The following is a 24102-nucleotide window of genomic DNA, read 5'->3' on the forward strand; positions in this document are numbered from 1 at the left end:
GCAGCACAAGCAGGCCCAGGTCACTGTTGCCAAGCGTACATGCAGCACATAATCACCAAACACCCCATGCCCCCTGCGCTATGATCAGCCCCTAAGCCTTAGCGCCGAGTCAATTGCATGGAGCCTATGACCACCCCCAGCGCCACCCTGGACACCCGCAGCCAACCGGCCTGCCTGCGGGTTACCGGCGACTGGACCCTGGCACACTACGCCAACCTCAAGCGCGAGAGCGAGCGCCTGCGCACGCAGTGCCCTGCCGACACCGTCGCCGATCTCAGCCAGTTGGGCCGCCTGGACACCGCCGGTGCTTCGCTATTGGCTGAACTACTAGGCTCCGAGCGCCTGTCGCACTGCACCCTCGAGCTGCCTGAAGCCAGCCGGGCGCTGCTGAAGAATGTCTACTGCTCGGTCCAGGATTACTGCATCCCGGTCAAAGAGCCCGAGCGCAATGTGCTGTTGCAGCTGCTGGAGCGTATCGGTTGCGCCGTCGGCACGCTCTGGCAGGACAGCATGCAATTGCTTGGTTTCGTCGGTGTGATTCTCGAAACCTTGCTGCGCCGCGCCTTCCAGCCACATCGCTGGCGCTTCACTCCTGTGGTGGCACACATTGAACAGACCGGGCTGGATGCCGCGCCCATCGTTGCGTTGCTGACATTCCTGGTGGGCGCCGTAGTCGCGTTCCTCGGTGCCACGGTGCTGGCCGACTTCGGCGCGACCATTTTCACCGTCGACCTGGTTGCGTTCTCGTTCCTGCGCGAGTTCGCCGTGCTGCTGACAGCCATTCTCATGGCCGGCCGCACTGCCAGCGCGTTCACCGCGCAAATCGGCTCGATGAAGGCCAACGAAGAAATTGACGCCATCCGCACGCTGGGCCTCAACCCCATGGAGCTGCTGGTGGTGCCGCGGGTACTGGCCCTGCTGATTTCGCTACCGTTGCTCACCTTTGTCGCGATGATCTGCGGCATCGTTGGCGGCGCGGTGGTATGCGCCCTGACGCTGGATATTTCGCCGGCCATGTTCCTGTCGCTGCTGCAAAGCGACATAGGCGTGCAGCACTTCCTGGTAGGCCTGGCCAAGGCACCGTTCTTCGCCTTCCTGATCGCCGCCATCGGCTGCCTGGAAGGCTTCAAGGTCAGCGGCAGCGCCGAGTCGGTAGGGGCACACACCACCTCGGCAGTGGTGCAGTCGATTTTTGTGGTCATCGTGCTGGATGCGGTGGCAGCGCTGTTCTTCATGGAGATGGGCTGGTGAGTGGCCAGGATTGCGTAATCGAAGCCCGCGGCATCTGCAACCGCTTCGGCCGCCAGGTGGTGCATGAAAACCTTGACCTTGACCTGTACCGCGGCGAAATCCTCGCCGTGGTAGGCGGCTCAGGCAGCGGCAAGTCGGTGCTTCTGCGCAGCATCATTGGCCTGCGGCGGCCCAATGAAGGGCAGATCAAGGTACTCGGCCAGGACCTGACCGGCCTGCGCGAAGAACAGCGTTCACTGGTCGAACGGCGCTTTGGCGTATTGTTCCAGAAGGGCGCGCTGTTCTCTTCGCTGACGGTGACCGAAAACGTGGCTTTGCCGCTGATCGAGCACGCCGGACTGTCTCGCAGCGATGCTGAGCACCTGGCCGGGGTGAAACTGGCCCTTGCCGGGTTGCCGATTTCGGCTGCCGACAAGTATCCGGCCTCATTGTCCGGGGGCATGATCAAGCGCGCAGCGCTGGCCCGCGCCTTGGCCCTGGACCCGGACATTCTGTTCCTCGACGAGCCCACGGCTGGTCTGGACCCAATCGGTGCTGCGGCATTTGACCAGTTGATCCTTACCCTGCGCGATGCTCTGGGCCTGTCGGTGTTCCTGATCACCCACGACCTCGACACCCTGTACACCATTACCGACCGCATCGCGGTGCTGTCGCAGAAGAAAGTCCTGGTGGCCGGCCCGCTGGCCGAGGTCGAAAAGACCAACGACACCTGGATCCAAGAATACTTTCACGGCCCACGTGGGCGCGCAGCCGAACAGGCTGCCACCCGTGCCGGGCAGGAGCGCTGAGCAATGGAAACCCGAGCCCATCACGTCCTCATCGGCCTGGTCACCGTTCTGGTGGTGGCCGGGGCCATGCTGTTCGGCCTGTGGCTGGCCAAGTCCAGTGTCGACGACGCCTTCAAGGATTACGAAGTAGTGTTCAACGAAGCCGTGTCTGGACTTTCCCGTGGCAGCACGGTGCAGTACAACGGCATCAAGGTGGGCGACGTGTCCACCCTGCGTCTGGACCCGAAAGACCCGCGTCGGGTATTGGCACGGGTGCGCCTGAGCGCCGATACCCCGGTGAAGGAAGACACCCAGGCCAAACTGACCCTGGCCGGCGTCACCGGCAACTCGTTCATCCAGCTCAGCGGCGGCACCCCGCAAAGCCCAGAGCTTAAAGGCAAGGATGGCAAGCTGCCGGTGATCATCGCTTCGCCATCGCCAATCTCGCGCCTGCTCAACGACAGCAGCGACCTGGTGACCAACATCAACATGCTGCTACACAACGCCAACCAGATGTTCTCCGAGGACAACATAGGCCACCTCAGCAACACGCTGGCCAACCTCGACAAGACCACCGGCGCCTTTGCCGGCCAGCACGGCAGCATCGCCGAGGCCATCGAGCAGCTGGTGCAGGTGGGCAAGCAGGCCAGTGCCACCTTGGCCGAAACCCAGGCGCTGATGCGAAATGCCAACGGCCTGCTGGGTAGCGAAGGCAAACAGGCGATCGGCAGCGCCGAACAGGCCATGCAGTCACTGGCCCAAAGCACGGCAACCATCAATAACCTGCTCAAGAACAACAGCGAGGCAATCGGTGACGGCGCCCAGAGCCTGAACCAGCTCGCCCCAGCCATTCGTGAACTGCGCGAAACCCTTAACGCACTCAAAGGCATTTCCCGGCAACTGGAGGCCGACCCAAGCGGCTACCTGCTTGGCCGCGACAACAACAAGGAGTTCCAGCCATGAATCCGTCGCTGCGCCTGCTGACCCTGGCGGCCGCGCTGAGCCTGGCCAGTGCCTGCTCGATCCTGCCGAAGAGCGAACCTGTGGACCTTTATCGCCTGCCGGTGAATCAACCCAGCCGTACGGCACCGGCGCTGGACTGGTCATTGCGCCTGAACAAGCCACTGGCCAGTGAAGTGTTGGCGGGGCCAAGGATTGCCGTGATTCCCCAGGGCAATGTGGTGAGCAGCTACAAGGGCGCGCGCTGGAGCGATGCGGCCCCGGTGCTGCTGCGTAACCGCTTGCTCGACGGGTTCCAGCGTGAGGGCCAGGTACAGCGCCTGAGCGCTGACGACAGTAACCTGCAGGCTGACTACGAGTTGGCCGGCGAGCTGCAGGCATTTCAGAGTGAGTACCGCACAGATGGGGTAGTGGAGGTGGTGGTCCGCTATGACGCTCGCTTGGTCCAGGGCCGCAACCAACGCATCCTGGCCAGCAAGCGCTTCGAAATCCGCCAACCGCTGGACGATACACAGGTATCAGCAGTGGTAGCCGGCTTCGGCCAGGCCAGCGACCAACTGGTGGGGCAAGTCGTGAACTGGACCATCACCCAGGCCAATCAGGCACAACTGAAGGCTCAGGCAAAGAACCAATAGCAGACAAAGATAGCCGCGATCACGCCTGACAACTCGGCCAGCAGTGCGCAACCCACTGCATGGCGCACGCGCTGGATGCCCACGGCACCAAAGTACACCGCCAACACATAGAAGGTGGTTTCGGTACTGCCCTGGATAGTCGCCGCCAGCAGCGCCGGGAAACTGTCCACGCCGTGGGTCTGCATTGTCTCGATCAGCATCGCCCGTGCAGCGCTGCCAGAGAGCGGTTTGACCAGCGCCGTCGGCAAGCCTTCGACGAAGCGTGTATCCATGCCCATCCAGTTCACCGCATGGCGAATGCCTTCCAAGGCCAGCTCAAGGGCACCTGACGCACGTAGCACACCCACCGCCACCAACATCGCCACCAGGTAGGGCAACAGGTTCTTGGCCACATCAAAGCCTTCCTTGGCACCTTCGACAAAGGCTTCATATACCTGCACGCGTCTCAGGGCGCCGATCACCAGAAACAGCATGATCACGCCAAACAACGTGAGGTTGCCCAGCACTGACGACAGACTTGCCAGCGCAGCCGCCGACAACGTGCCAAGAAAAGCCATGAAACCACCCAGCAGCAAGGCACCGGGAATGAAGTAGGCGAGCACGACCGGGTCCCACAGGCGCAAGCGCTGCATCACCGCCACTGACAGCAGGCCGACCACGGTCGAGACGCTGGTAGCCAGCAAGATTGGCAGGAACACCATGGCCGGATCTGCCGCACCTTGCTGGGCCCGATACATGAAGATGGTCACCGGCAGCAGGGTCAGCGACGAGGCGTTGAGTACCAGGAACAGAATCTGCGCATTGCTTGCCGTAGTGCTGCTGGGGTTCAGCTCCTGCAGCGCCCGCATGGCCTTCAGGCCTATCGGCGTGGCGGCATTGTCCAGGCCCAGGCCGTTGGCAGCGAAGTTCATGGTGATCAGGCCCAGGGCCGGGTGGCCGGGCGGCACCTCCGGCATAAGACGGGCGAACAACGGGCCCAGCACCTTGGCCAGCCATTCGACGATGCCGGCTTTTTCGGCGATTTTGAGAAAGCCCAGCCACAGGGTCAGCGTGCCGAACAGCAACACCATTACCTCGACCGACAGTTTGGCCATGGCAAAGATGCTTTCGACCATTGCCGCGAAGATGCCAGCGTTGCCACCTACCAGCCATTGGGCCAGGGCGGACACCGCCGCCACCAGGAAAAATCCGAGCCAAAGGCCGTTGAGCATCCGTATGTTCCCCCTGAAAAGTGCCCGAATAATAGCGTATCGCAGCCTGTGACTGGCGATCGCGAGCCTTTGCAGGCGCGGCTCAAGATCACGCAGATAACAAAAAGCCCCGACAAGTCGGGGCTCTTGGTCAAACAGCCATCAGGCTCAGCGCTTGGCGGTTTCGCCAACCACTACAGCTTCCCGCTTCTCGGCCATCAGCGAGGCATAGTACTTCTCGCCCTTGGCGGCGTCGTACATGCCTTCCCAGCGAGCAATGACCAACGCAGCCAAGGCGTTGCCCACAACGTTCAGCGCAGTCCGGGCCATGTCCATGATGCGGTCCACACCGGCGATGAAGGCCAGGCCTTCCAGCGGGATACCCACGCTGCCCAGGGTGGCCAGCAGTACCACGAACGATACGCCCGGCACACCAGCGATGCCTTTGGAGGTAACCATCAGGGTCAGTACCAGCAGCAGTTGCTGGCTCCACGACAGGTCGATACCGTACAGCTGGGCAATGAAGATCGCCGCGATGCTCTGGTACAGGGTCGAACCGTCGAGGTTGAACGAGTAGCCGGTCGGTACCACGAACGAGCAGATCGACTTTGGCGCACCGTACTTCTCCATCTTCTCGATCACCCGCGGCAGTACGGTTTCCGAACTGGAGGTGGAGTAGGCCAGGATCAGCTCATCTTTCATGATGCGCATGATCTTGATCACCGAGAAGCCGAACACGCGGGCCACCAGGCCCAGTACCATGAAGGCGAAGAAAGCGATCGCGAAGTACACCAGGAGCACCAGCTTGGCCAGCGGCAGCAGCGAGCTGAAACCGAAGTTGGCCACGGTCACGGCAATCAGGGCGAACACGCCGATCGGGGCGTAGTTCATGATCATGTGAGTGACCTTGAACATGGTTTCCGAAACGGCCTGGAAGGTACGAACCAGCGGGTCACGCAACTCTGCCTGCAGGCTCGACAGACCCAGGCCGAACATCACCGAGAAGAAGATGATTGGCAACATTTCGCCACGCATCAGCGCTGCGAAGATGTTCGACGGGATCAGGTTCAGCAGGGTTTCGATGAACGCGTGCTCATGCTGCACTTCGGCCGCTGTCGCCTGGTACTTGGAGATGTCCACAGTGCCCAGAGTGCTCATGTCGATGCCGGCGCCCGGGTGGAACAGGTTGGCCAGCACCAGGCCTACGACGATGGCGATCGTGGTCACCACTTCGAAGTAGATGATGGTCTTCAGCCCGATGCTGCCCAGTTTCTTCGCGTCGCCAACACCGGCGATACCCACGATCAGCGACGAAATCACGATCGGGACGACGATCATCTTGATCAGGCGGATGAAGATGTCACCAGCGGGCTGAAGGACGTTGCTGATCCACCATGCCTTTTCTGCACTGAAATGATTCAGTAGCGCGCCGATTGCAACACCCAGGACCAGACCGATAACGATCTGCCAGGCGAGGCTCAGTTTTGCCTTCTTCATGTCTTTACCCTTTGTTTTAGTGGTCATGGCACCTGGCGGAAACACGCGTAACAGAGCCATAGGCAAGGTCACGAGCAGTAAGGGCTTCCGTCAGGCGACGTCATGTAAGGACACCGCAGGCGAGCGACAGGGCGCTCTGGCCAGCGAAAAAGGCGGCAACTATTGCGACGGCAAGGGGCGAAAGCTAATGCCGGAAACGCATGACGCATGCCGTTTATGCATACTGTTTTCGACCTAGTCGGCAGCTTCGCAAGTGCTTGATTTATAACATTCGGAATCCCGAACAAGACCAAACCGCCATATTTCGGCAGATTTGGCAGTACAGATTGGGCACGAAGGATGGCCTGTTCGACAATCCGAATGGCGGAAATGCCACTTGTAGAGGCACCGAGATGGTCGAAAAAAATTTGATGTACGGTCGAGACAAAATGTGTCTCAAGGGAAAAACGCGCAAGGGAAGCGACGTTTCCTACAGGGCTCCTCGGAAGTCAGGTCTGGCAAAGTATCCCTGTGACACCGCCGACCTGAGACTTCCGATTTCGCCTTTCCTGACCCGGCCCATTACTGGAGGCACTCCCTGTACCCCTAGGCCACTCCGATCCTGTAGCAACCAGAGCAGCCCGGCCCCTTGGTCATGTGCTACCCCTCCTCGGGGCGGCGCATCATAGAAGGCTGAACTATAGAAAGCTTCAGCTTCTATTACGTGACAGTGAGTGACCTTTCATCCGTACCGGCAATAAATGCTCAGTACCAGTTCGGGTCACGCTTGAGCTGCTCCTGCAGCATTGCCTTCATGCCGTCGTCGGGCTCGCCCAGCCAGCGGTACTGCGCATGACGGGTGGGCGACTTGTCGCTCGGCAAACCTTCGGGTACCTCCACGAGCATCCCATAGGCATCATCCTTGTCCCAGCTGAACGCCACGATCAGCCGCTTGTAGGTGCAATTGTCCTGCTTTTCGCACAGCGGTCCGACCAGAAACTTATCGCCGTCTTCAGTAACCGCAGACATCTGCTGCTGGGCACTGCCGGTCAGGTTGACCACCCAATCGGGCAGGCGTTCCTCGCCTTCGATGGTGTCCTGCCAGGTTTCCCGGTACTCCGGGTCCGAGCCGAGCAGCTGGTCAACCCGAGCCTGGCCGTCATTGGCCGCCATGGCCGCCGCGCTACAGCCCAGCAACAGGGCGGCGACCACGGCTGAACGAAGCTTCCTGCCCATCTTTAACCTCGTCCGCGTCCAAAGAAGAAGGAGGCTACAAACAACACCAGGAAGACAATGAACAGGATCTTGGCGATACCTGTTGCAGCGCCCGCGATACCACCGAAGCCCAGTACGGCGGCGACAATGGCGATGATGAGGAAAGTGATAGCCCAACTCAGCATGGTAGTTCTCCTTTCTTTTGCGGAATCGATCCGGCCGTCAGGTCAAAAAACCCAACGCTCCTGGGGAACAACTTTTTCCACAGTGGCCGGTGAGGCAATGGCCTGGCTAGCTGGCTGCCAGTCAGCGGCCTTGGCCAAGGTGTTGGCACGAGTTACCTGAATCTGCGTCAACAGGGCAGTTTGAGCTGCCACCTGCTCAGCCAGACGCGCCGTCTGCAAGCTGTAATAGAAGAGGCCAGCGGCCAAGGTCAGCAGCATCGCCATGCCGAGTGTCAGCACCTGGCGCAAAGGCAGTGCGGCGCTCTGCGAGCGGTTGACGGGTTGGCGATTCATGCTGGCTCCTCCTGCTGTAATTTTTGTTCAAACCTGAACAGGTAATTGCAGCCTGCATGCCAGCCTTTTGATTTTTATAAAATCGTTATAAATCAACTAGTTATACAATAAGCAACTACACCACGAGGACGTATCCTGCACGATGGCGCCTGTGGGTTCGTGCGAATTGCACGATCAGCCTTCGACCTTGGTGGCCACCTTCAGCAGGTCAGCATCCACGCCCCGTACGCCGATGATTTGCCGGGCGATCTCCACAGCGATGGTTTTCTGCTCCGCGCTAACCACCTCGCCCGAGAGCCGCACCATGCCTGCTTCGCTGGCCACCTTCAGGTTCAGGCCATCGAGGTTGCGACTGAAGCGATAGCTGCTCTGGATCTTGTCGACGACCCAGCTGTCGCTTGGTTGCGGCCCGGTTGGCGCGCCCACTGGTGTTTCCCGCGCCTTGGCCATGGCGGCGGTATCGAGGCTGACCAGGTTGTTGACCAGATACACGCCGTCGGTGGTACGCGCCAGCACGCCCGCCAGCTCCTTGGCTTCGGCACTGTCGACCTTGCCACGCAACGTCACCACACCCTCACTGCTTTGTACTTCTATAGGTGCCTTTTCGGTGGTACGGCTCCACAACAGCCGAGCACGCACCACAGCCGCCAGGGTCACGTCTTCCAGGCGCTGGGCGTAGGCACGCAGCTCCAGCGGACGCTCCACCAGTTGGGTATTAAGCTGCAGCAGGTTCTCTACCTGTTCGATGCCCCGGGTAGCACGGGCCACGTCCTCGGCCAACTGCCGCTCGACCTCGTTCTCCACCTCACCGGAAAGCCGCGCCTGCTTGCCGTTCACTTCAACCTTGATACGAAATGGGTCGAGCATCCGGTTCAGTGACAAAGCGGTTTGCAGGGCGCCTTCCAGGCGCGCGTCCTGCACAGGGTCGGCGAATGCTGGGGTAAATATTGGCAGCAGGGTGGCGGCCAAAACGGCTGTACGCAGGGAAAAGGGCATGACAGTGCCTCCTTCGTGGGCAAAATCTGAAAATCATCGCAACCAATGTGCCAGCGCGTGCCTCTAAGCAAATCATTGAAGAATCGCGGCTCGTGGGCATCGTTTGGCCATTGGCTAGCATGCAAAGGACAGAATCCTTCAGAATTGACCATGCAACTTGCCCGATTTTTCCCACACTAAATAAAGATCTATCCTAAGGAGCACAGGAAATGGAATCAGCCCAGGACAACCAAGGCCGCATTCTGCTGGTGGATGACGAGTCCGCAATCCTGCGCACCTTCCGCTACTGCTTGGAAGACGAGGGCTACAGTGTGGCCACGGCCAACAGTGCCGCCCAGGCAGAGAGCCTGCTGCAACGCCAGGTGTTCGACCTGTGCTTCCTCGATTTGCGCCTGGGTGAAGACAACGGCCTCGACGTGCTGGCGCAAATGCGTATCCAGGCCCCGTGGATGCGGGTGGTGATCGTCACTGCGCACTCGGCGATCGACACCGCAGTAGACGCCATCCAGGCCGGCGCTGCCGACTACCTTGTCAAGCCGTGCAGCCCCGACCAGTTGCGCCTGGCCACCGCCAAGCAACTGGAGGTGCGCCAGCTTTCTGCGCGCCTGGAAGCCCTGGAAGGTGAAGTACGCAAGCCCAAGGACGGCCTGGATTCCCATAGCCCGGCCATGATGGCGGTGCTTGAAACTGCCCGCCAAGTCGCCATCACCGACGCCAACATCCTCATCCTTGGAGAATCGGGTACCGGCAAGGGCGAGCTGGCTCGTGCCATTCATGGCTGGAGCAAGCGTGCACGCAAAGCCTGTGTGACCATCAACTGCCCGTCGCTTAACGCCGAGCTGATGGAAAGCGAGCTATTCGGCCATACCCGCGGCGCCTTCACCGGCGCCAGCGAAAGCACCCTGGGACGGGTGAACCAGGCTGACGGGGGCACACTCTTCCTCGACGAGATCGGCGATTTCCCGCTGACCTTGCAACCCAAACTGCTGCGCTTCATCCAGGACAAGGAATACGAACGTGTCGGCGACCCGGTTACCCGACGTGCTGATGTGCGTATCCTGGCTGCCACCAACCTCAACCTCGAAGAGATGGTGCGCGAAAGCCGCTTCCGCGAAGACCTGCTGTATCGCTTGAACGTGATTACCCTGCACCTGCCCCCCCTGCGCGAGCGCAGTGAAGACATCCTCATCCTGGCCGACCGTTTCCTCGCCCGTTTCGTCAAGGAATACTCCCGACCCGCCCGTGGTTTCAGTGATGAGGCGCGCGCCGCCCTGCTCAATTACCGCTGGCCCGGCAACATTCGCGAACTGCGCAACGTAGTGGAACGGGCCAGTATCATCTGCCCGCAGGAACGCGTGGAAATCAGCCACCTGGGCATGGGCGAACAACCCGCCGGCAATGCCCCACGCGTAGGTGCCGCGCTTAGCCTGGATGAGCTGGAACGTGCCCATATCGGTGCCGTACTGGCCGCCAGCGATACCCTCGACCAAGCCGCCAAGACCTTGGGCATCGATGCTTCTACCCTGTACCGCAAGCGCAAGCAGTACAACCTATGAAATGGCCGCCCATGAAGCTGCGCACGCGGCTTTTCCTTAGTATCTCGGCGCTCATCACTGTGGCGTTGCTAGGGTTGCTGCTGGGCCTGGTCAGCATGCTGCAGATGGCTACAGTGCAACAGCAGCTGGTGCGCGATACCACCCATGCCCTGGAAGTGGGGCTGAAGTTGCGCCAGAACCTGGGCGAACAGCTGATGCTTATTCTCGATGAAAACACCGCCCCGGAAAGCCTACGGCTGCTGCAGGACAACTTCCAGGACCTGCTCAACCAAGGGCTGGAGCAAGGTGGTGAGCGCACCGGTTTCAGCAAGGCCAGCAGCAATTACCAGTCCTTCCTCCAGACCTATCGCGACAGCGCCACACCCGCTCGCAGCATGGGTGTCGATCAGCCGCTTGGGGCTGCGTTCAATCAGGTGCGCACCGACCTGATCGATTCCCACAAGCAGGCATTGGACCTGATTACCCGTAGCGAGGAACGCACCCGTGACCGCGCCTTGCTGGTCAGTGGTGTACTCGGCCTGATGGGGCTGGTGGTATTGGTACTGGGCTTTATCACCGCGCACAACATCGCCCGGCGTTTCGGCCAACCGATCGAAGCCTTGGCCAAGGCAGCCGACCAACTGGGCAAGGGCAATTTCGACGTTACCTTGCCAGTCACCCAGGCCGCCGAGCTTAACCAGCTGACCCGCCGTTTTGGTCTGATGGCCGATGCCTTGCGCAAGCACCAGGCCACCAACGTTGACGAACTGTTGGCCGGCCAGCAGCGTTTACAAGCCGTGCTTGACAGCATCGACGACGGCCTGCTGATCATCGACCGCCAGGGCCGCCTCGAGCACCTCAACCCGGTGGCACAGCGTCAGCTGGGCTGGAACGACAGCCGCGTGGGCAGCAGCCTGGTCGAAGCCTTGCAGCGCCCCGAGCTTGAGCAACAACTGCGCCAGGTTCTGCGCGGGGGCAGCCTCGACCGCCCACCGGACGACCTGAACATGGAGGTCGATGAAGAATCACGTCTGCTCACCTACAGCCTGACCCCCGTCAGCCACCCGCAGGGGCCAATCCTCGGCGCGGTGATGGTGCTGCACGATGTGACCGAGCAAAGGGCCTTCGAGCGGGTGCGCAGCGAATTCGTGCTGCGCGCCTCCCACGAACTGCGTACCCCGGTGACCGGCATGCACATGGCCTTCGGCCTGCTGCGCGAGCGGGTAAAGTTCCCGCCCGAGGCCCGCGAGTACGACCTGCTGGAAACCATCGGCGAAGAAATGCAGCGCCTGACCCAACTGATCAATGACCTGCTCAACTTCTCCCGTTATCAGAGCGGGTTGCAAAAGCTCGAGCTGGCCCCCTGTGCCATCGACGAACTGCTGGAGCAGGCGCAATTGCGCTTTGCCGAACAGGCTGCGAACAAGCAGATCGAACTGATCAAGGAACTGGACCCGCCGCTACCGCGTATCCAGGCCGACGTCGCCCAACTGGACCGGGTGCTGGACAACCTGCTGCACAACGCCATCCGCCACACTGCCAACGGCGGGCGCATACGCCTGCATGCCCGACGCCATGCGGAACGGGTGATCATCAGCGTCGAGGACAACGGCGAGGGCATTTCCTATGGGCAGCAAGGGCGCATCTTCGAGCCCTTCGTGCAGGTAGGTCGCAAGAAAGGCGGTGCTGGGCTGGGCCTGGCGCTGTGCAAGGAGATTGTGCAGTTGCACGGAGGGCGCATGGGCGTGTTTTCCCGGCCGGGGCAGGGGACCCAGTTCTACATGGCGTTGCCGGTCTGACTGCTTTACCGCACCTACACCCGCCGCGGCAGGTGTCCGCGAGTCACCAACTCGGCAAACTGCCGGGCGTTCAGCGGCCGGGCAAACAGCCAGCCCTGGCCATAATTGACCCCCTCGCTGTTCAGCAGGACCGCCTGGTCCTCGAACTCGATACCTTCGGCAATTACCCGCAGGTGCAAGTCATGGGCCATGCGGATGATATGCGGGGCCACGCCGCTACTGGCGGCATCGTGGCCCAGAGCGTCGATGAATGCCTTGTCGATCTTCAGGCAGTCCACTGGCAGGGTTTGCAGGTAGGCCAGGCTGCAATAACCGGTACCAAAATCGTCGATCAGCACCTGGTGCCCCACGGCGCGTAGCGCCTGCAGGTTGTCACGGGCAACCACCACGTCGATCAGGCCGCGCTCGGTCACCTCGAAGGCAATCTGGCTGGGCGCCACTCGATGCAAGGCCAACAAGCGCGCCGCCACCCGGCCAATACGGGGCACCATCACATCGCAGGCCGCCAGGTTTATCGATATGTAAAGCTTGGGGTGCGAACGTAGTAGCTGTCCTAGCTGTTCAAGCACACGCTGCAGGACAAAGTCGGTGATCTGGCGAATCTGGCCGGTATTTTCCGCCAGCGGGATGAACAGGTCCGGGCTGGTCAGGGTGCCGTCCGGGCGGCGCCACCGCACCAAGGCCTCCGCGCCCACACAGCGCCGGCTGTCGAGCTCGATGATTGGCTGGTAGAGCACCTGCAGCTCTCCACGACGCAAGGCATTTTGCAACTCTGAGCTCATCGACCGTCGTTGCAGAATCAGCTGGAGTACCAACCAACCGATGCAGCAGGCCGCCAGCACGCTGCCGGGGAACAGCAACCAGAGCATGCCGTTCATCCTCAGCGGCAGACTGGCCCTCGGGGCAATCAGCACCAACTGGTAATCCGGCGACTTGGTCGGCATTCGGTAGATCAGCCGGTCACTGAGTTCCAGCAGCGACTTTTGGCTGGTCGACCAGGCCGAGGGCGGTGGCCATACCTGTGGCGGCCCGAGCACCGGAATGGCCCGGGCGCCGTTGTCCAGCACCACGACCAGGCTGCCGCCCGGTGGCAGGTCCACCACATCGGTCAAATGCCCACGGGAGGTAGAAACCAGAAACCTGCCCCGACCCAGCATCAGTGCTGCCAGGTTCTCGTTCGGCTCGGTGGTGGTGTTAAGCCAGTAGCTGTACGTCGGCCCTTGGATATCCGGCGCCCGCAAGGGAACGAACGCTCGCTCATCACCGCGGTTGGAGCAGGCAACATCACCATCCACATAAGCAGCTTCATAGATGAACCGCGAGTTCAGGCCAACCTGTTGCAAGGCTGCCAGCATCGCCGGGCTGCAGCCGCGCAGGGGTTGGGCCTGCAGCAGGTCGACCCCTTCGCGCAACTGACCGAACACCTGTTCCAGCCGTTCCAGAAAACGCTCGCCCTGGGCATTCATCTGTTCGCTTTCGCTTTGTTTCATTTGTTGCAGGGCAATGCCGATGCTGGCAGAGAGCAACACCGCGGCGCTGGCCAGCGCTGCCAAAGTGGCCAGCATCCAGGGACGGTAAAAAATTTGGCGCAGCAAGGCGATGAAGGCTGACATCAAAGGCATCCAGTTGATAACCAAGGTATAGCAACTGAATCAAGAATCACCCTCACCGTTTGGCGCTTCGCTGCAATCCACCCACGCTCTTTGTAGAAGCAGCCTTATGGTTGCGATGAGACCATTAACGTCGATACAACTGCGTCGACCTAACCCGCCTCTTCGCAGCGCAAGGCTGCTGCAACTAATACCCCGCCCGCCGTGACTCAACGCATGCGGTTAAGTACCTGCAGCATCGCTGCTGTCTGCGCATCCGGCATGCCGTCGAAGCGCTGCGGGCGGAAGCGCATCTGGAACGCGGCGATCACATGGCGTGTGGCAACATCCAGCACGCCGGTCTGATCGATCTGATAGCCAAACCGTGCCAGCTCCTGCTGGTACCAGCCAACGCTTGGCGGGTTGGCGCTGAAGTAGGCCTGCTGCCGTGCCACGGCGTTGGCATCCGGCCAGACACCCAGCCCGGCATCGGCCAGGCGCTTCCACGGGAACAATGGTCCCGGGTCCAGCTTGCGCAGCGGGGCGATGTCACTGTGGCCGATGATATGGCGTGGTTCGATGTTGTTGCGTTTGACAATGTCTTTGAGCAGTGCGATCAGCGACTGGATCTGCGCCTCGCTGTAAGGGTGCCAAACCCGGCCTTTCGGGGTGTCGGTGAAGCCCGGGTTGACGATTTCGATACCAATGGACGAGGAGTTCAGCCAGGTGCGCCCCTGCCACTGGCTATCACCGGCATGCCAGGCACGACGGTTTTCATCCACCAGTTGATACACCGTGGCCGGGCCATCGCCGATCAGATAATGGCTGCTGACCTCGCCATGGGTAAGCAGCGCCAGGGACCGCTCCAGCGAGGCATTGGTGTAATGCAGGACAATGAACTGGATGCGGTTGTCCTGATTGACCGAAGGGTGACTGCGGTCGATGCGCAGGCCCGTCGAGCAACCGGCAACAGACAACAGCAAAAAGGAAATCAGGGTTTTTTTAAGCGTGGAAAGCACGTCGGTGGCCTCAGCGTATGAGCGCTACAGTATAACGTGCTCACCTGCGCTGTGCCTGCCGAACAGACGGTGGCTGGCTAGCCTTGCTCGACGCGATTACGCCCATGCTCCTTTGCCCGGTACAGCGCTGCATCGGCTCGCTTGAGCACCTGGTTACTGCGTTCGCCGGAACGGAATGCGCCCAGGCCGATGGAGGTGGTGATCACCACCCGCTCACCCTTGAAGTGGAATGGGCAGGCTTCGACTGTGGCGCGCAACACCTCGGCCATTTGCGCGGCGACTGCCGGCGTGGTCTGCGGCAGCAGCAGGACGAATTCCTCGCCGCCAAACCGGGCGATGAAATCACGACCCCGCAGGCGCTTGCGCAACTGGTCGGCAACGATCTTGAGGACCTTGTCCCCAGCCAGATGCCCATAGTTGTCGTTGATGCGCTTGAAATGGTCCAGGTCAAGAATCGCCATCGCCAGGTGGCCGCCGTTTTCTTGCCAGTCGAGCATTTCGCGTTCGACCCGCTCGCTCCAGGCCGCACGGTTGGGCAGGCCGGTGAGCGGGTCCAGCAGGGCTTTCTGGCGCTGCTCTTCCAAGTGCTCGCGATAGCCAAGCGCCTCATGCTCCATGCTCGCCACACGCTCCGACAAGCCTTGCAGGCGACCAGCCAATTCCTGCTCGCGGCGATCACGCTCGTGCTTGTGCTCGTCCATGGTCACCAGCAAGCCTTCCAGGCGGTTTTCCAGAATGTGCTTGAGGCTGTCTACATCGGCGGCACCTTGCACGCTGCTCTGCAGGCCGTCGACGTGCTCACGCAATTGGCTATCCAGCTCCCGGGCAGCGGTGCTGTTGTCAGCATGGCCGGCGCTGGCCTCGTGCAGATGGCTCTGGAAACCTTCCAGGCGTTCGTTGAGCTGCTGCAGGTAGGTTTCGAATTCGTGCTGGCCGCTGTCGGTGATTGCCAGCATGAGTACTGCCAAGTCATCCAGCACCGGGATCAGCTCATACCAGTTCAATCCGCGGGCAACCCGCTCGCGCATTTCCCGCGCCTGAGCCTTGTGTCGCTCGGGCAGGCTGAGGTCATCGAGCAGACCGATCAGGGTCTGCTCGATGTGCGCGGCAACCTGGCTGTAAGGCGGCTCCACTGCATAAGGCAGGGCATAGGGGCCGTCTTCACCAAAGATTTCTTCAAGGGCTTGTAAGGGTTCTGCTTCAGCCAATGCCTCGCTGGCAGCAACTGCAGCGTCCGGCACTGGCGCTTTAAGCTGTGGCAACGGGGCTGGCGGCATTTCGGTCGTTTCGATCAGCGCCGGGCCAAATGCCTCCAGCTCAAGCTCGGGCGCTTCGGCCACCTCGGCAGTCGGAGCAGCAGGGGCCGCCAGCGGTTGTAGCGCATCGACGTCATCGGGCCGCGAGGGCTCGATACTGCCGGCTGCCAAGGGCACAACCTCTGCAACTGGCAACGCCACCGGGGCAAGCTCTGCGCCTACCTGTGCATCTTCCTCGCGGCTTCCAAACAACCGCTGCAGAAAACCCGGTCGGGCTTCTTCACCCGTCTTGCCAAGGGCCGACAGCGCGCGCCCCTGCAAGCCACTCAACTCGCCCAACAGTGGCGGCAGCTCGCGTGACTGGGCAACCCCGCCGTCGAGCTTCTTCGCCAGCTTCTTCAATGACCGCGAAATATCGCTGGGTAACGGGAGACCTTGCAGTTGGCCAACCAGTGCGGTCAGCGCATCGCTGACCTGGTTCATGCGGGCTTCGCGACGCTGTTCAGAATCCAGTACCGCTTTCTCAAGGCGCGGAATCAAACCGGCGAGGCCAGCGTCCATGTTGCCGCTGCGAATGACGTCGCGCATTTCCTTCATGCACTCGTCTACCACCTTGTCGCTGCCTTCGGCAGCCAGGGTGGTGCGCACCAAGCCGCGACGCAGCAGGTCAAGACGGGCATCCCAACGGCGTTCGAGCTTTTCTTGCTGCTCGATGCTTTTAAGGTATTTTTCTTTCCAGCGCTCAGCGTCTTCAGTCATGCCCAGGTCCGCAAACGGTGATGGCAATTAGCTCAAAACCGGCAGCGTATCCACAGTCAATGCATCAGGCAATCGAATCTCGACAGCAACGGGAAGGTGGTCCGAAATTGGCTGCGCCAGCACCTCTACACGCTCCAGCGTGAGGCTTGAGCTGAGCAGAATATGATCAAGACAACGCTGCGGTCGCCAGCTGGGGAAAGTGGCCTCGACTTGCGGGGCGACCAGGCCCAGGTCGCGCAGCGGCGAGTGCTCGAGCAGATCGGTGGCGTGGGTGTTCATGTCGCCCATCAGCACCTGGTGACGGTAACCGCCAATCAGCTCGCGGATATAACCCAACTGCAGGGCGCGTGTCTTGGCCCCCAATGCCAGGTGCATCATCACCACTATCAGTGCATCGTCGCCTTCGCCAAACCGCACCAGGATCGCACCACGCCCGGCCGGGCCAGGCAACGGATGGTCTTCGAGCAGTTGCGGCTTCAGGCGGCTGAGCACGCCGTTGCTGTGCTGGGCAAAACGCCCAAGGTTGCGGTTTAGCTGCTGGTACCAATAGGGGAAGGCCCCCAAGTGGGCCAGGTGTTCGACCTGGTTGACGTAGCCCGAGCGCAGGCTGCCACCATCGGCCTCCTGCAAGGCCACCAGATCAAAGTCGCCCAGCAGCCTGCCGATTTTCTGCAGGTTGCCGGCACGCCCGTTATGCGGCAGCAGGTGCTGCCAGCTACGCGTCAGGTAATGGCGGTAGCGCTCGGTGCTTATACCCACCTGGATGTTGAAACTGAGCAGCCGCAGACGACCATCCTCGGGCAGGCCCGGGGCCTGCAGGTGATGCTCGTTGACCTGCGGCTCGTGCAGGCCAATGCCACGCGTAGCTCTGAAGCGGGGCATGGGTGACGCCGCCTACTTGGCAGCGCGCTCCTTGTCGATCAGCTGGTCGGCGACATTCAGCACGCCTTCCGGTCCGCCGGCAGTACCCAGGTCGAAGCGGTACTTGCCGTTGACGACCATGCTCGGTACGCCGGTGATTTCATACTTCTTCGCCAGTTCCTTGGCCTGTTTGACCTGGCCTTTGATGGCGAACGAGTCGAAGGTAGCGAGGAACTTGTCCTTGTCAACGCCTTGAGTGGCGAGGAAGTCGGCCATGTCGTTCTTGTCGGTCAGGCGCTTGTGCTGGTTCTGAATGGCATCGAACACCGCAGCGTGCACCTTGTGCTCGACGCCCATGGCTTCGAGGGTCAGGAACATCTGGCCGTGCGCATCCCACGGGCCACCGAACATGGCAGGTACGCGCTTGAAGTTGACGTCCTTGGGCAGCTTTTCAGCCCAAGGGTTGATGGTCGGCTCGAAGTGGTAGCAGTGTGGGCAGCCGTACCAGAACAGCTCGACGACTTCGATCTTGCCAGGTACGGAAACCGGAACAGGGTTGCTCAGCTCGATGTATTCCTTGCCAGCAACAGGCTCGGCGGCCTGAACGGCAGTCATACCGAATACGCTGGCGGCGACCAGCGCAGCGCTGAGAATCAGTTTACGCATGCTTTACTCCTGAGCAGTCATGGGTCGCCACGGCGCGACCTGCACTGAGACAGGCCGGGAAGGGCTCGAGTTCTGTAGTGTAACGGCTGCGGACGGAAAAAAGGGCAGCCCGGCCGCCCTTTCATCATTGGCCTACAACATTAACCGAAAGTTAATGCAGGCCCTGGATGTAGCTGGCCAACGCTTCGATATCATGGTTGCTCAGCTTGCCAGCTATAGTGCGCATGGTCATGGCATCGCCATCGTTGGTGCGGTTGCCTTCGCGGAAGTCAGTGAGCTGCTTGGCCACGTACTGCGAGTGCTGCCCGCCCAAGTGCGGGAAGCCAGCCAGGGCGATGCCCGCACCGTTAGGCGAGTGGCAGCCAGTGCAGGCCGGCATGCCCTTTTCCAGGTCGCCGCCGTTGAACAGCGCACGGCCGCGCTCGACCAGCTTGGGATCGGCGGCACCCACGCTGCCTTTCTGGCTGGAGAAGTAGGCAGCGATATCGGCCAGATCCTGGTCGCTGAATGCGGCCAGCATGCCGGTCATTTCCAGCACGGTACGCTTGCCCGATTTGATATCGTGCAGTTGTTTTTCGAGATAGCGCTGGCCTTGGCCAGCCAGTTTCGGGAAGTTCGGTGCCAGGCTGTTGCCGTCGGGATTGTGGCAGGCGCCACAGACGGCGGTCTTGGCCTGGCCAGCGGCGGCATCGCCTTTGATAGGTTGCGCAGCAGTGGCCGCACCAGCGACACCCAAGGTCAACAGCAGACTCACGACTAGTTTGTTCATCAGCTAATCCAACACGGCTAAGGGTGAAATGTTATGTATCGGGACTGCCGCTCATCCAAAGGATGACCAAACGGTAGTCCTCGGCACTGCAGTCCATGCACAATCCACGCGGCGGCATAGCCTTGAAACCCTGGGTCACGTGCTTCACCAGTACATCCATGCCTTGCGCCAGCCTTGGCTCCCAAGCTGCCCGGTCACCCCGTCTGGGTGCCTGTGGCAACTGCCCGGTGTGACAGGCCGCACACGTGCGGTTGTACAACACCTCGGGATCCTGTGTAGCCTGTGCGCTGAAAAACGGCAGGAACATACCGACAGCAAGCAGCCATTTCGCCATGCGGAACGACCTTCAGGGTTGGGGGCCGCGCTGCGTTCTGTTGCGCGAGCTATTGTTCGACACCCCATGCCCGTTCTCCTTCGCTGGGAGAATGAGCACACAAAAACTGGGGCATTATATACTTCCGCCATCCAAACGGAAACGACACCGCTTGCCAGGCTTGGCTCTACAAAGTCAGGCAACACCCACATCGGATATCCCATGCAAGTCAAGAACCCCATCCTCGGCCTCTGCCAGAAAGCCAAATTCGCCCTCAGCGCAGCCAAGGTCGAACAATGCCCGGACGACCAGGGTTACGAGGTGGCTTTTGCCGGCCGTTCCAACGCCGGCAAATCCAGCGCCCTCAATACCCTGACTCATGCCAGCCTGGCGCGTACCTCGAAAACTCCCGGGCGCACCCAGCTGTTGAATTTCTTCAGTCTGGACGATGAACGGCGTTTGGTCGACCTGCCGGGCTATGGTTATGCAAAAGTCCCGATTCCGCTCAAGCAGCACTGGCAGAAACACCTGGAAGCCTACCTGGGCAGCCGTGAGTGCCTGCGTGGCGTGATCCTGATGATGGACGTGCGTCACCCGATGACCGACTTCGACAAGATGATGCTCGACTGGGCCAAGGCCAGCAGCATGCCGATGCACATCCTGCTGACCAAGGCCGACAAGCTGACCCACGGCGCGGGCAAGAACACATTGCTGAAAGTGCAGTCGGAAATCCGCAAGGGCTGGGGCGATGGCGTGACCATCCAGCTGTTCTCGGCACCCAAGCGTCTGGGCGTGGAAGACGCCTACCGGGTGCTGGCAGACTGGATGGAACTGGAAGACAAGCCGGTCGTTTAGTGGTTTGCGCCTGCCCCGTAGGAGCGGGTTTACCCGCGAAAGGGCCGGGCCTGCTCTCCACCCGCCGTTCACCGTTGCCGCCACTACCGTATTCGCGGGTAAACCCGCTCCTACACCTGATCGGGGTTGGACACGCTTTGGTGATTGGGCGCAGGCCCTTGTAGGAGCGGGTTTACCCGCGAATGCAGCGGTGTATTCGACCTCGCATTCGCGGGTAAACCCGCTCCTACGGGGCTCAGTACAAGCCAACCGTCAAATTCCGGGCAAAAAAAACCCCGGACTTCGTATGGGGAGGGGGAAGTTCGGGGTCCAAGTCCGGACCGCTAGGGCGGGGTCCAGATATCTGCCAACACTTAACACAACATAGGAGCATCGAAGGGCTTCACCAGCCATTCAGTTACTCTGAGTTCCGCTTCACCGGTTTAGTTCCGAAGCCCATAAAACTATTTGCGATAGTTTCATGAAACTTAAGCATCCACGGCACTGAGCAGTGCCAGGATCCGCGTCACTACGCCGCAGATCCTACACAGTTTTACCTGCTCAATCAGTGAGCTTCGTCCCAATTCGCACCAACTCCCGCCTCGACCAGCAGCGGCACATCCAGCTGCGCGGCCTGGCTCATGTGCTGGCGAATTTCATCTTTCACCTGCTGCACCAGGTCCTCGCGTACCTCGAGCACCAATTCGTCGTGTACCTGCAGGATCACCCGGGCATCCAGCCCGCTCTCGCTCAACCAGTTGTCTACTTTGACCATGGCCCGCTTGATGATGTCGGCAGCAGTACCCTGCATCGGCGCGTTGATCGCCGTGCGCTCGGCGCCCTTGCGCAGCGCAGGGTTCTTGGCATTGATGTCAGGCAGGTACAGCCGGCGGCCAAACAGGGTTTCGACAAAGCCTTGTTCGGCCGCCTGAGCGCGGGTGCGCTCCATATAGGCCAGCACGCCCGGGTAGCGGGTAAAATAGCGGTCGATGTAGTCCTGTGACTGCTTGCGGTCGACGCCGATCTGCTTGGCCAGGCCAAAGGCGCTCATGCCGTAGATCAGGCCGAAGTTGATGGCTTTGGCGCTGCGCCGCTGGTCGGTGGTGACGTCTTCCAGAGCCACTCCGAACACTTCGGCTGCCGTAGCGCGGTGCACGTCCAGGTCGTTGCGGAAGGCATGCAGCAAGCCTTCGTCCTTGGCCAGGTGGGCCATGATGCGCAGCTCGATCTGTGAATAGTCCGCCGCCAGAAGCTTGTAACCCGGGCTGGCGACGAACGCCTGGCGGATACGCCGGCCTTCTGCGGTGCGGATCGGGATGTTCTGCAGGTTCGGGTCGCTCGACGACAACCGCCCGGTGGCCGCCACGGCCTGCTGGTAGGAGGTATGGATACGCCCGGTGCGCGGGTTGATCTGCCCCGGTAACTTGTCGGTATAGGTGCTCTTGAGCTTACTCAGGCTGCGGTACTGCATCAGCACCTCTGGCAGCGGGTAACCTTGCTCGGCCAGTTCGTCGAGCACTGCTTCGGCGGTGGATGGCTGGCCCTTGGCAGTCTTGCTCAGCACCGGCATGCCCAGCTTGTCGTAAAGGATCGCGCCCAGTTGCTTGGGCGAGCCGAGGTTGAACGCCTCACCGGCGAGCTCGTAGGCACGCAGCTCAAGCGCAGCCATCTTCACGCCCAGCTCACCGCTCTGTACTTTCAACAGTTCGGCATCGACCAGAGCACCCTGGCGCTCGATCCTGGCCAGCACCGGCACCAGCGGCATCTCGATATCCATCAGCACCGGTTGCACGCTCGGCGTCTGTGCCAGGCGGGCCTGCAAAGCGTGGTGCAGACGCAGGGTGATGTCGGCGTCTTCGGCGGCGTAGGGGCCGGCCTTGTCCAGGTTGATCTGGTTGAAGGTGAGCTGTTTGGCACCTTTCCCGGCGATGTCCTCGAAGGCGATCGTGGTGTGGTCAAGGTACTTTTGCGCCAGGCTGTCCATGTCATGGCGGGTGGCGGTGGAGTTCAGCACATACGACTCGAGCATGGTGTCGTAGGCCACGCCGCGCATCTCGATGGCGGGGGAGCCATTGGCGAGGATGTTGATGTCGTACTTGGCATTCTGCCCGACCTTGGCCTTGGCCGGGTCCTCCAGCAGTGGTTTCAGCGCCAGCAACACGGCCTCGCGGTCCAACTGGACGGGCGCGCCTTCGTAATCGTGGGCCAGCGGCACATAGGCCGCTTCATGCGGCTCGACAGCGAACGACAGACCGACCAACTGCGCCTGCTGGGCGTCCAGGCCGGTGGTCTCGGTGTCGAAGGCGAACAGCGGTGCCTGGCGCAGCTTCTCCAGCCAGGCGTCGAAACGGGCCTGGTCGAGAATGGTTTCGTACCTAGGCTCGACCTTGGCCGCCGGCTCCGCGGCAGGGGCGACATCATCACCAGCCTTGGCCGCATCGCGCTGCACTTCGGCAACCCAGCTCTTGAACTCCATCTCGGTGTACAACGCCAGCAGTGCCTCGCGGTCAGGTTCACCGCACACCAGCGCCTCGACCTCCACATCCAGTGGCACGTCAACCTTGATGGTGGCCAGTTCGTAGGACAGGAATGCCGCGTCGCGGTGCTCCTCCAGCTTGGCCGGCAAAGTCTTGGCGCCGCGAATGGCCAGCGTTGGCACCTTGTCCAGGTTGGCGTAAAGGTCGCTGAGACCGCCGCCGATGCCGGTCAGCAGCCCCACCGCCGTTTTTTCACCCACGCCCGGTACGCCGGGGATGTTGTCGACCTTGTCACCCATCAGGGCCAGGAAGTCGATAATGTGTTCCGGGCCGACGCCGAATTTCTCGTGCACGCCAGCCACGTCCAGCACGCTTCCGGTCATGGTGTTGACCAAGGTAATGTGCCCGTCCACCAGTTGCGCCATGTCCTTGTCACCGGTCGAGATGATCACCGGGCGACCCAGTGCGGCGCTGCTGCGCGCCAGGGTGCCGATCACGTCGTCAGCCTCGACTCCCTCCACGCACAGCAGTGGGTAGCCCAGCGCCTTGACGCTGGCGTGCAGCGGCTCGATCTGTACCCGCAGGTCGTCCGGCATGCTGGGGCGGTTGGCCTTGTACTCGGCGAACATGGCATCGCGGAAAGTGCCGCCCTTGGCGTCGAACACCACGGCGAACAGGCTGTCGGGGTATTGCTTGCGCAGGCTCTTGAGCATGTTCAGCACACCCTTCACCGCACCGGTCGGCATGCCCTTGGACGTGGTCAGCGGCGGCAGCGCGTGGAAGGCGCGATAAAGGTAGGAGGAACCGTCCACCAGGACGAGGGGCGCTTGGCTCATGAGCAGAATCAACCTTTTCGACGGGTCCGGCGCTAGAATAGCCAGAATCATTGACGACAAAGGGACTAGGTTATCATGCGCACACTCAATCGCCTGTTACTGCTCGGCCTGTTGGCAACCACGCCTGTCGTCACCCTGGCGGCGGACGACGCCCCCTCGGCCGATCCCGAGGTGACCATTCGCACGGAAGGCGATAGAACCATCCAGGAATACCGGCAGAACGGCTTCCTGTATGCGATCAAGATCACGCCGAAAAACGGCAAGCCTTATTTTCTGGTACGCGCCGATGGCACTGATGCCAATTTCATTCGATCCGACCAGCCGGACATGCTGATTCCGTCCTGGAAGATCTTCGAGTGGTAAGCTGACGCGCACCGTTCA

22 protein-coding genes are annotated in these 24102 nt (G+C 61.2%); 8 read left to right on the plus strand and 14 right to left on the minus strand.

The window, feature by feature from the left end:
- The first annotated feature begins 117 nt into the window (after nt 1–117).
- The 4 genes from INQ47_RS04705 to INQ47_RS04720 are packed head-to-tail and all read left to right on the plus strand — an operon-like array spanning nt 118 to nt 3613.
- Nucleotides 118–1251: an ABC transporter permease gene (locus tag INQ47_RS04705; RefSeq protein WP_252459039.1), complete on the plus strand. Its 1134-nt coding sequence runs from the start codon at nt 118–120 to the stop codon at nt 1249–1251.
- Nucleotides 1248–2039 (plus strand): ABC transporter ATP-binding protein, encoded by a 792-nt coding sequence (locus INQ47_RS04710; protein WP_011953162.1) that lies wholly within the window; start codon nt 1248–1250, stop codon nt 2037–2039. Before INQ47_RS04705 ends, INQ47_RS04710 begins: the two co-directional genes overlap by 4 nt.
- Nucleotides 2040–2042: 3 nt before the next feature.
- Nucleotides 2043–2981: an MlaD family protein gene (locus tag INQ47_RS04715; protein WP_252459040.1), complete on the plus strand. Its 939-nt coding sequence runs from the start codon at nt 2043–2045 to the stop codon at nt 2979–2981.
- Nucleotides 2978–3613, plus strand: a complete 636-nt coding sequence (locus INQ47_RS04720; RefSeq protein WP_404701241.1) for an ABC-type transport auxiliary lipoprotein family protein — start codon at nt 2978–2980, stop codon at nt 3611–3613. Before INQ47_RS04715 ends, INQ47_RS04720 begins: the two co-directional genes overlap by 4 nt.
- Here INQ47_RS04720 and INQ47_RS04725 read toward each other — a convergent pair.
- The 6 genes from INQ47_RS04725 to INQ47_RS04750 form a co-directional block, all read right to left on the minus strand.
- Nucleotides 3595–4824 (minus strand): nucleoside recognition domain-containing protein, encoded by a 1230-nt coding sequence (locus INQ47_RS04725; protein WP_252459042.1) that lies wholly within the window; start codon nt 4822–4824, stop codon nt 3595–3597. The two genes, INQ47_RS04720 and INQ47_RS04725, sit on opposite strands and share 19 nt — an antisense overlap.
- A gap of 147 nt (nt 4825–4971) precedes the next feature.
- Nucleotides 4972–6300 carry a glutamate/aspartate:proton symporter GltP gene (gene gltP, locus INQ47_RS04730; RefSeq protein WP_209968883.1) on the minus strand — a complete coding sequence of 443 codons (1329 nt, stop codon included), beginning with the start codon at nt 6298–6300 and terminating at the stop codon, nt 4972–4974.
- 744 nt (nt 6301–7044) lie between these two features.
- Nucleotides 7045–7515, minus strand: a complete 471-nt coding sequence (locus INQ47_RS04735; protein WP_404701242.1) for an inhibitor of vertebrate lysozyme family protein — start codon at nt 7513–7515, stop codon at nt 7045–7047.
- Between the two features lie 2 nt (nt 7516–7517).
- Nucleotides 7518–7679 carry a DUF1328 domain-containing protein gene (locus tag INQ47_RS04740; RefSeq protein WP_003252966.1) on the minus strand — a complete coding sequence of 54 codons (162 nt, stop codon included), beginning with the start codon at nt 7677–7679 and terminating at the stop codon, nt 7518–7520.
- A 42-nt stretch (nt 7680–7721) separates the two neighbouring features.
- Entirely contained in the window at nt 7722–8012 is a 291-nt protein-coding gene (locus INQ47_RS04745) for a hypothetical protein (protein ID WP_209968889.1), read from the minus strand.
- Between the two features lie 174 nt (nt 8013–8186).
- On the minus strand, nt 8187–9008 hold the full coding sequence (locus INQ47_RS04750) for a BON domain-containing protein (protein ID WP_209968893.1): 822 nt from the start codon (nt 9006–9008) through the stop codon (nt 8187–8189).
- A 209-nt stretch (nt 9009–9217) separates the two neighbouring features.
- Between INQ47_RS04750 and algB the strand changes: the two genes are divergently transcribed.
- Together algB and INQ47_RS04760 are read left to right on the plus strand one after the other, a co-directional pair.
- Nucleotides 9218–10564 carry a sigma-54-dependent response regulator transcription factor AlgB gene (gene algB, locus INQ47_RS04755; RefSeq protein ID WP_252459044.1) on the plus strand — a complete coding sequence of 449 codons (1347 nt, stop codon included), beginning with the start codon at nt 9218–9220 and terminating at the stop codon, nt 10562–10564.
- Complete coding sequence (locus INQ47_RS04760) at nt 10561–12342, plus strand: KinB sensor domain-containing domain (RefSeq protein WP_021784606.1); 1782 nt, start codon at nt 10561–10563, stop codon at nt 12340–12342. Before algB ends, INQ47_RS04760 begins: the two co-directional genes overlap by 4 nt.
- A gap of 14 nt (nt 12343–12356) precedes the next feature.
- Here the strand turns inward: INQ47_RS04760 and INQ47_RS04765 are convergent, their stop codons facing one another.
- From INQ47_RS04765 to INQ47_RS04795, 7 genes are all read right to left on the minus strand, one after another.
- A complete protein-coding gene (locus INQ47_RS04765; protein ID WP_252459045.1) occupies nt 12357–13955 on the minus strand; it encodes an EAL domain-containing protein in 1599 nt (532 codons plus the stop codon).
- A gap of 206 nt (nt 13956–14161) precedes the next feature.
- Nucleotides 14162–14950, minus strand: a complete 789-nt coding sequence (locus tag INQ47_RS04770) for an N-acetylmuramoyl-L-alanine amidase (protein WP_404701243.1) — start codon at nt 14948–14950, stop codon at nt 14162–14164.
- A gap of 77 nt (nt 14951–15027) precedes the next feature.
- Nucleotides 15028–16965: a GGDEF domain-containing protein gene (locus INQ47_RS04775; protein ID WP_404701244.1), complete on the minus strand. Its 1938-nt coding sequence runs from the start codon at nt 16963–16965 to the stop codon at nt 15028–15030.
- Nucleotides 16966–16992: 27 nt separating this feature from the next.
- Complete coding sequence (locus INQ47_RS04780; protein WP_103443600.1) at nt 16993–17847, minus strand: endonuclease/exonuclease/phosphatase family protein; 855 nt, start codon at nt 17845–17847, stop codon at nt 16993–16995.
- A 12-nt stretch (nt 17848–17859) separates the two neighbouring features.
- Nucleotides 17860–18492 carry a thiol:disulfide interchange protein DsbA gene (dsbA, locus tag INQ47_RS04785; RefSeq protein ID WP_003252987.1) on the minus strand — a complete coding sequence of 211 codons (633 nt, stop codon included), beginning with the start codon at nt 18490–18492 and terminating at the stop codon, nt 17860–17862.
- A gap of 151 nt (nt 18493–18643) precedes the next feature.
- Nucleotides 18644–19261 (minus strand): cytochrome c, encoded by a 618-nt coding sequence (locus tag INQ47_RS04790; RefSeq protein WP_003252989.1) that lies wholly within the window; start codon nt 19259–19261, stop codon nt 18644–18646.
- 31 nt (nt 19262–19292) lie between these two features.
- The gene (locus INQ47_RS04795; protein ID WP_003252992.1) at nt 19293–19595 is read right to left on the minus strand and encodes a cytochrome c5 family protein; all 303 of its coding nucleotides are present in this window, start codon (nt 19593–19595) and stop codon (nt 19293–19295) included.
- 201 nt (nt 19596–19796) lie between these two features.
- On the opposite strand from INQ47_RS04795, the gene yihA reads away from it, so the two are divergent.
- Nucleotides 19797–20429, plus strand: coding sequence for a ribosome biogenesis GTP-binding protein YihA/YsxC (gene yihA / locus INQ47_RS04800; protein WP_010951522.1), 633 nt, complete (start codon nt 19797–19799; stop codon nt 20427–20429).
- Nucleotides 20430–20973: 544 nt separating this feature from the next.
- Here yihA and polA read toward each other — a convergent pair.
- A complete protein-coding gene (polA, locus tag INQ47_RS04805; RefSeq protein ID WP_404701245.1) occupies nt 20974–23721 on the minus strand; it encodes a DNA polymerase I in 2748 nt (915 codons plus the stop codon).
- A 75-nt stretch (nt 23722–23796) separates the two neighbouring features.
- Here polA and INQ47_RS04810 point away from each other — a divergent pair, with 75 nt between their 5' ends.
- Nucleotides 23797–24084, plus strand: coding sequence for a DUF2782 domain-containing protein (locus tag INQ47_RS04810; RefSeq protein WP_176683014.1), 288 nt, complete (start codon nt 23797–23799; stop codon nt 24082–24084).
- Nucleotides 24085–24102 lie beyond the last annotated feature (18 nt).

This window comes from Pseudomonas sp. 3HC3 (genome assembly GCF_044904505.1).
In the GTDB taxonomy this organism is placed as follows: Bacteria; Pseudomonadota; Gammaproteobacteria; order Pseudomonadales; family Pseudomonadaceae; genus Aquipseudomonas; species Aquipseudomonas putida_Y.

Bases quoted from the DNA above. Each gene is read 5' to 3' on its own strand.
- INQ47_RS04705 (WP_252459039.1), top strand. From the start codon at position 118: ATGGAGCCTATGACCACCCCCAGCGCCACCCTGGACACCCGCAGCCAA.
- INQ47_RS04715 (WP_252459040.1), top strand. From the start codon at position 2,043: ATGGAAACCCGAGCCCATCACGTCCTCATCGGCCTGGTCACCGTTCTG.
- INQ47_RS04720 (WP_404701241.1), top strand. From the start codon at position 2,978: ATGAATCCGTCGCTGCGCCTGCTGACCCTGGCGGCCGCGCTGAGCCTG.
- INQ47_RS04725 (WP_252459042.1), bottom strand. From the start codon at position 4,824: ATGCTCAACGGCCTTTGGCTCGGATTTTTCCTGGTGGCGGCGGTGTCC.
- gltP (WP_209968883.1), bottom strand. From the start codon at position 6,300: ATGAAGAAGGCAAAACTGAGCCTCGCCTGGCAGATCGTTATCGGTCTG.
- INQ47_RS04735 (WP_404701242.1), bottom strand. From the start codon at position 7,515: ATGGGCAGGAAGCTTCGTTCAGCCGTGGTCGCCGCCCTGTTGCTGGGC.
- INQ47_RS04740 (WP_003252966.1), bottom strand. From the start codon at position 7,679: ATGCTGAGTTGGGCTATCACTTTCCTCATCATCGCCATTGTCGCCGCC.
- INQ47_RS04745 (WP_209968889.1), bottom strand. From the start codon at position 8,012: ATGAATCGCCAACCCGTCAACCGCTCGCAGAGCGCCGCACTGCCTTTG.
- INQ47_RS04750 (WP_209968893.1), bottom strand. From the start codon at position 9,008: ATGCCCTTTTCCCTGCGTACAGCCGTTTTGGCCGCCACCCTGCTGCCA.
- algB (WP_252459044.1), top strand. From the start codon at position 9,218: ATGGAATCAGCCCAGGACAACCAAGGCCGCATTCTGCTGGTGGATGAC.
- INQ47_RS04760 (WP_021784606.1), top strand. From the start codon at position 10,561: ATGAAATGGCCGCCCATGAAGCTGCGCACGCGGCTTTTCCTTAGTATC.
- INQ47_RS04765 (WP_252459045.1), bottom strand. From the start codon at position 13,955: ATGTCAGCCTTCATCGCCTTGCTGCGCCAAATTTTTTACCGTCCCTGG.
- INQ47_RS04775 (WP_404701244.1), bottom strand. From the start codon at position 16,965: ATGACTGAAGACGCTGAGCGCTGGAAAGAAAAATACCTTAAAAGCATC.
- INQ47_RS04780 (WP_103443600.1), bottom strand. From the start codon at position 17,847: ATGCCCCGCTTCAGAGCTACGCGTGGCATTGGCCTGCACGAGCCGCAG.
- dsbA (WP_003252987.1), bottom strand. From the start codon at position 18,492: ATGCGTAAACTGATTCTCAGCGCTGCGCTGGTCGCCGCCAGCGTATTC.
- INQ47_RS04790 (WP_003252989.1), bottom strand. From the start codon at position 19,261: ATGAACAAACTAGTCGTGAGTCTGCTGTTGACCTTGGGTGTCGCTGGT.
- INQ47_RS04795 (WP_003252992.1), bottom strand. From the start codon at position 19,595: ATGGCGAAATGGCTGCTTGCTGTCGGTATGTTCCTGCCGTTTTTCAGC.
- yihA (WP_010951522.1), top strand. From the start codon at position 19,797: ATGCAAGTCAAGAACCCCATCCTCGGCCTCTGCCAGAAAGCCAAATTC.
- polA (WP_404701245.1), bottom strand. From the start codon at position 23,721: ATGAGCCAAGCGCCCCTCGTCCTGGTGGACGGTTCCTCCTACCTTTAT.
- INQ47_RS04810 (WP_176683014.1), top strand. From the start codon at position 23,797: ATGCGCACACTCAATCGCCTGTTACTGCTCGGCCTGTTGGCAACCACG.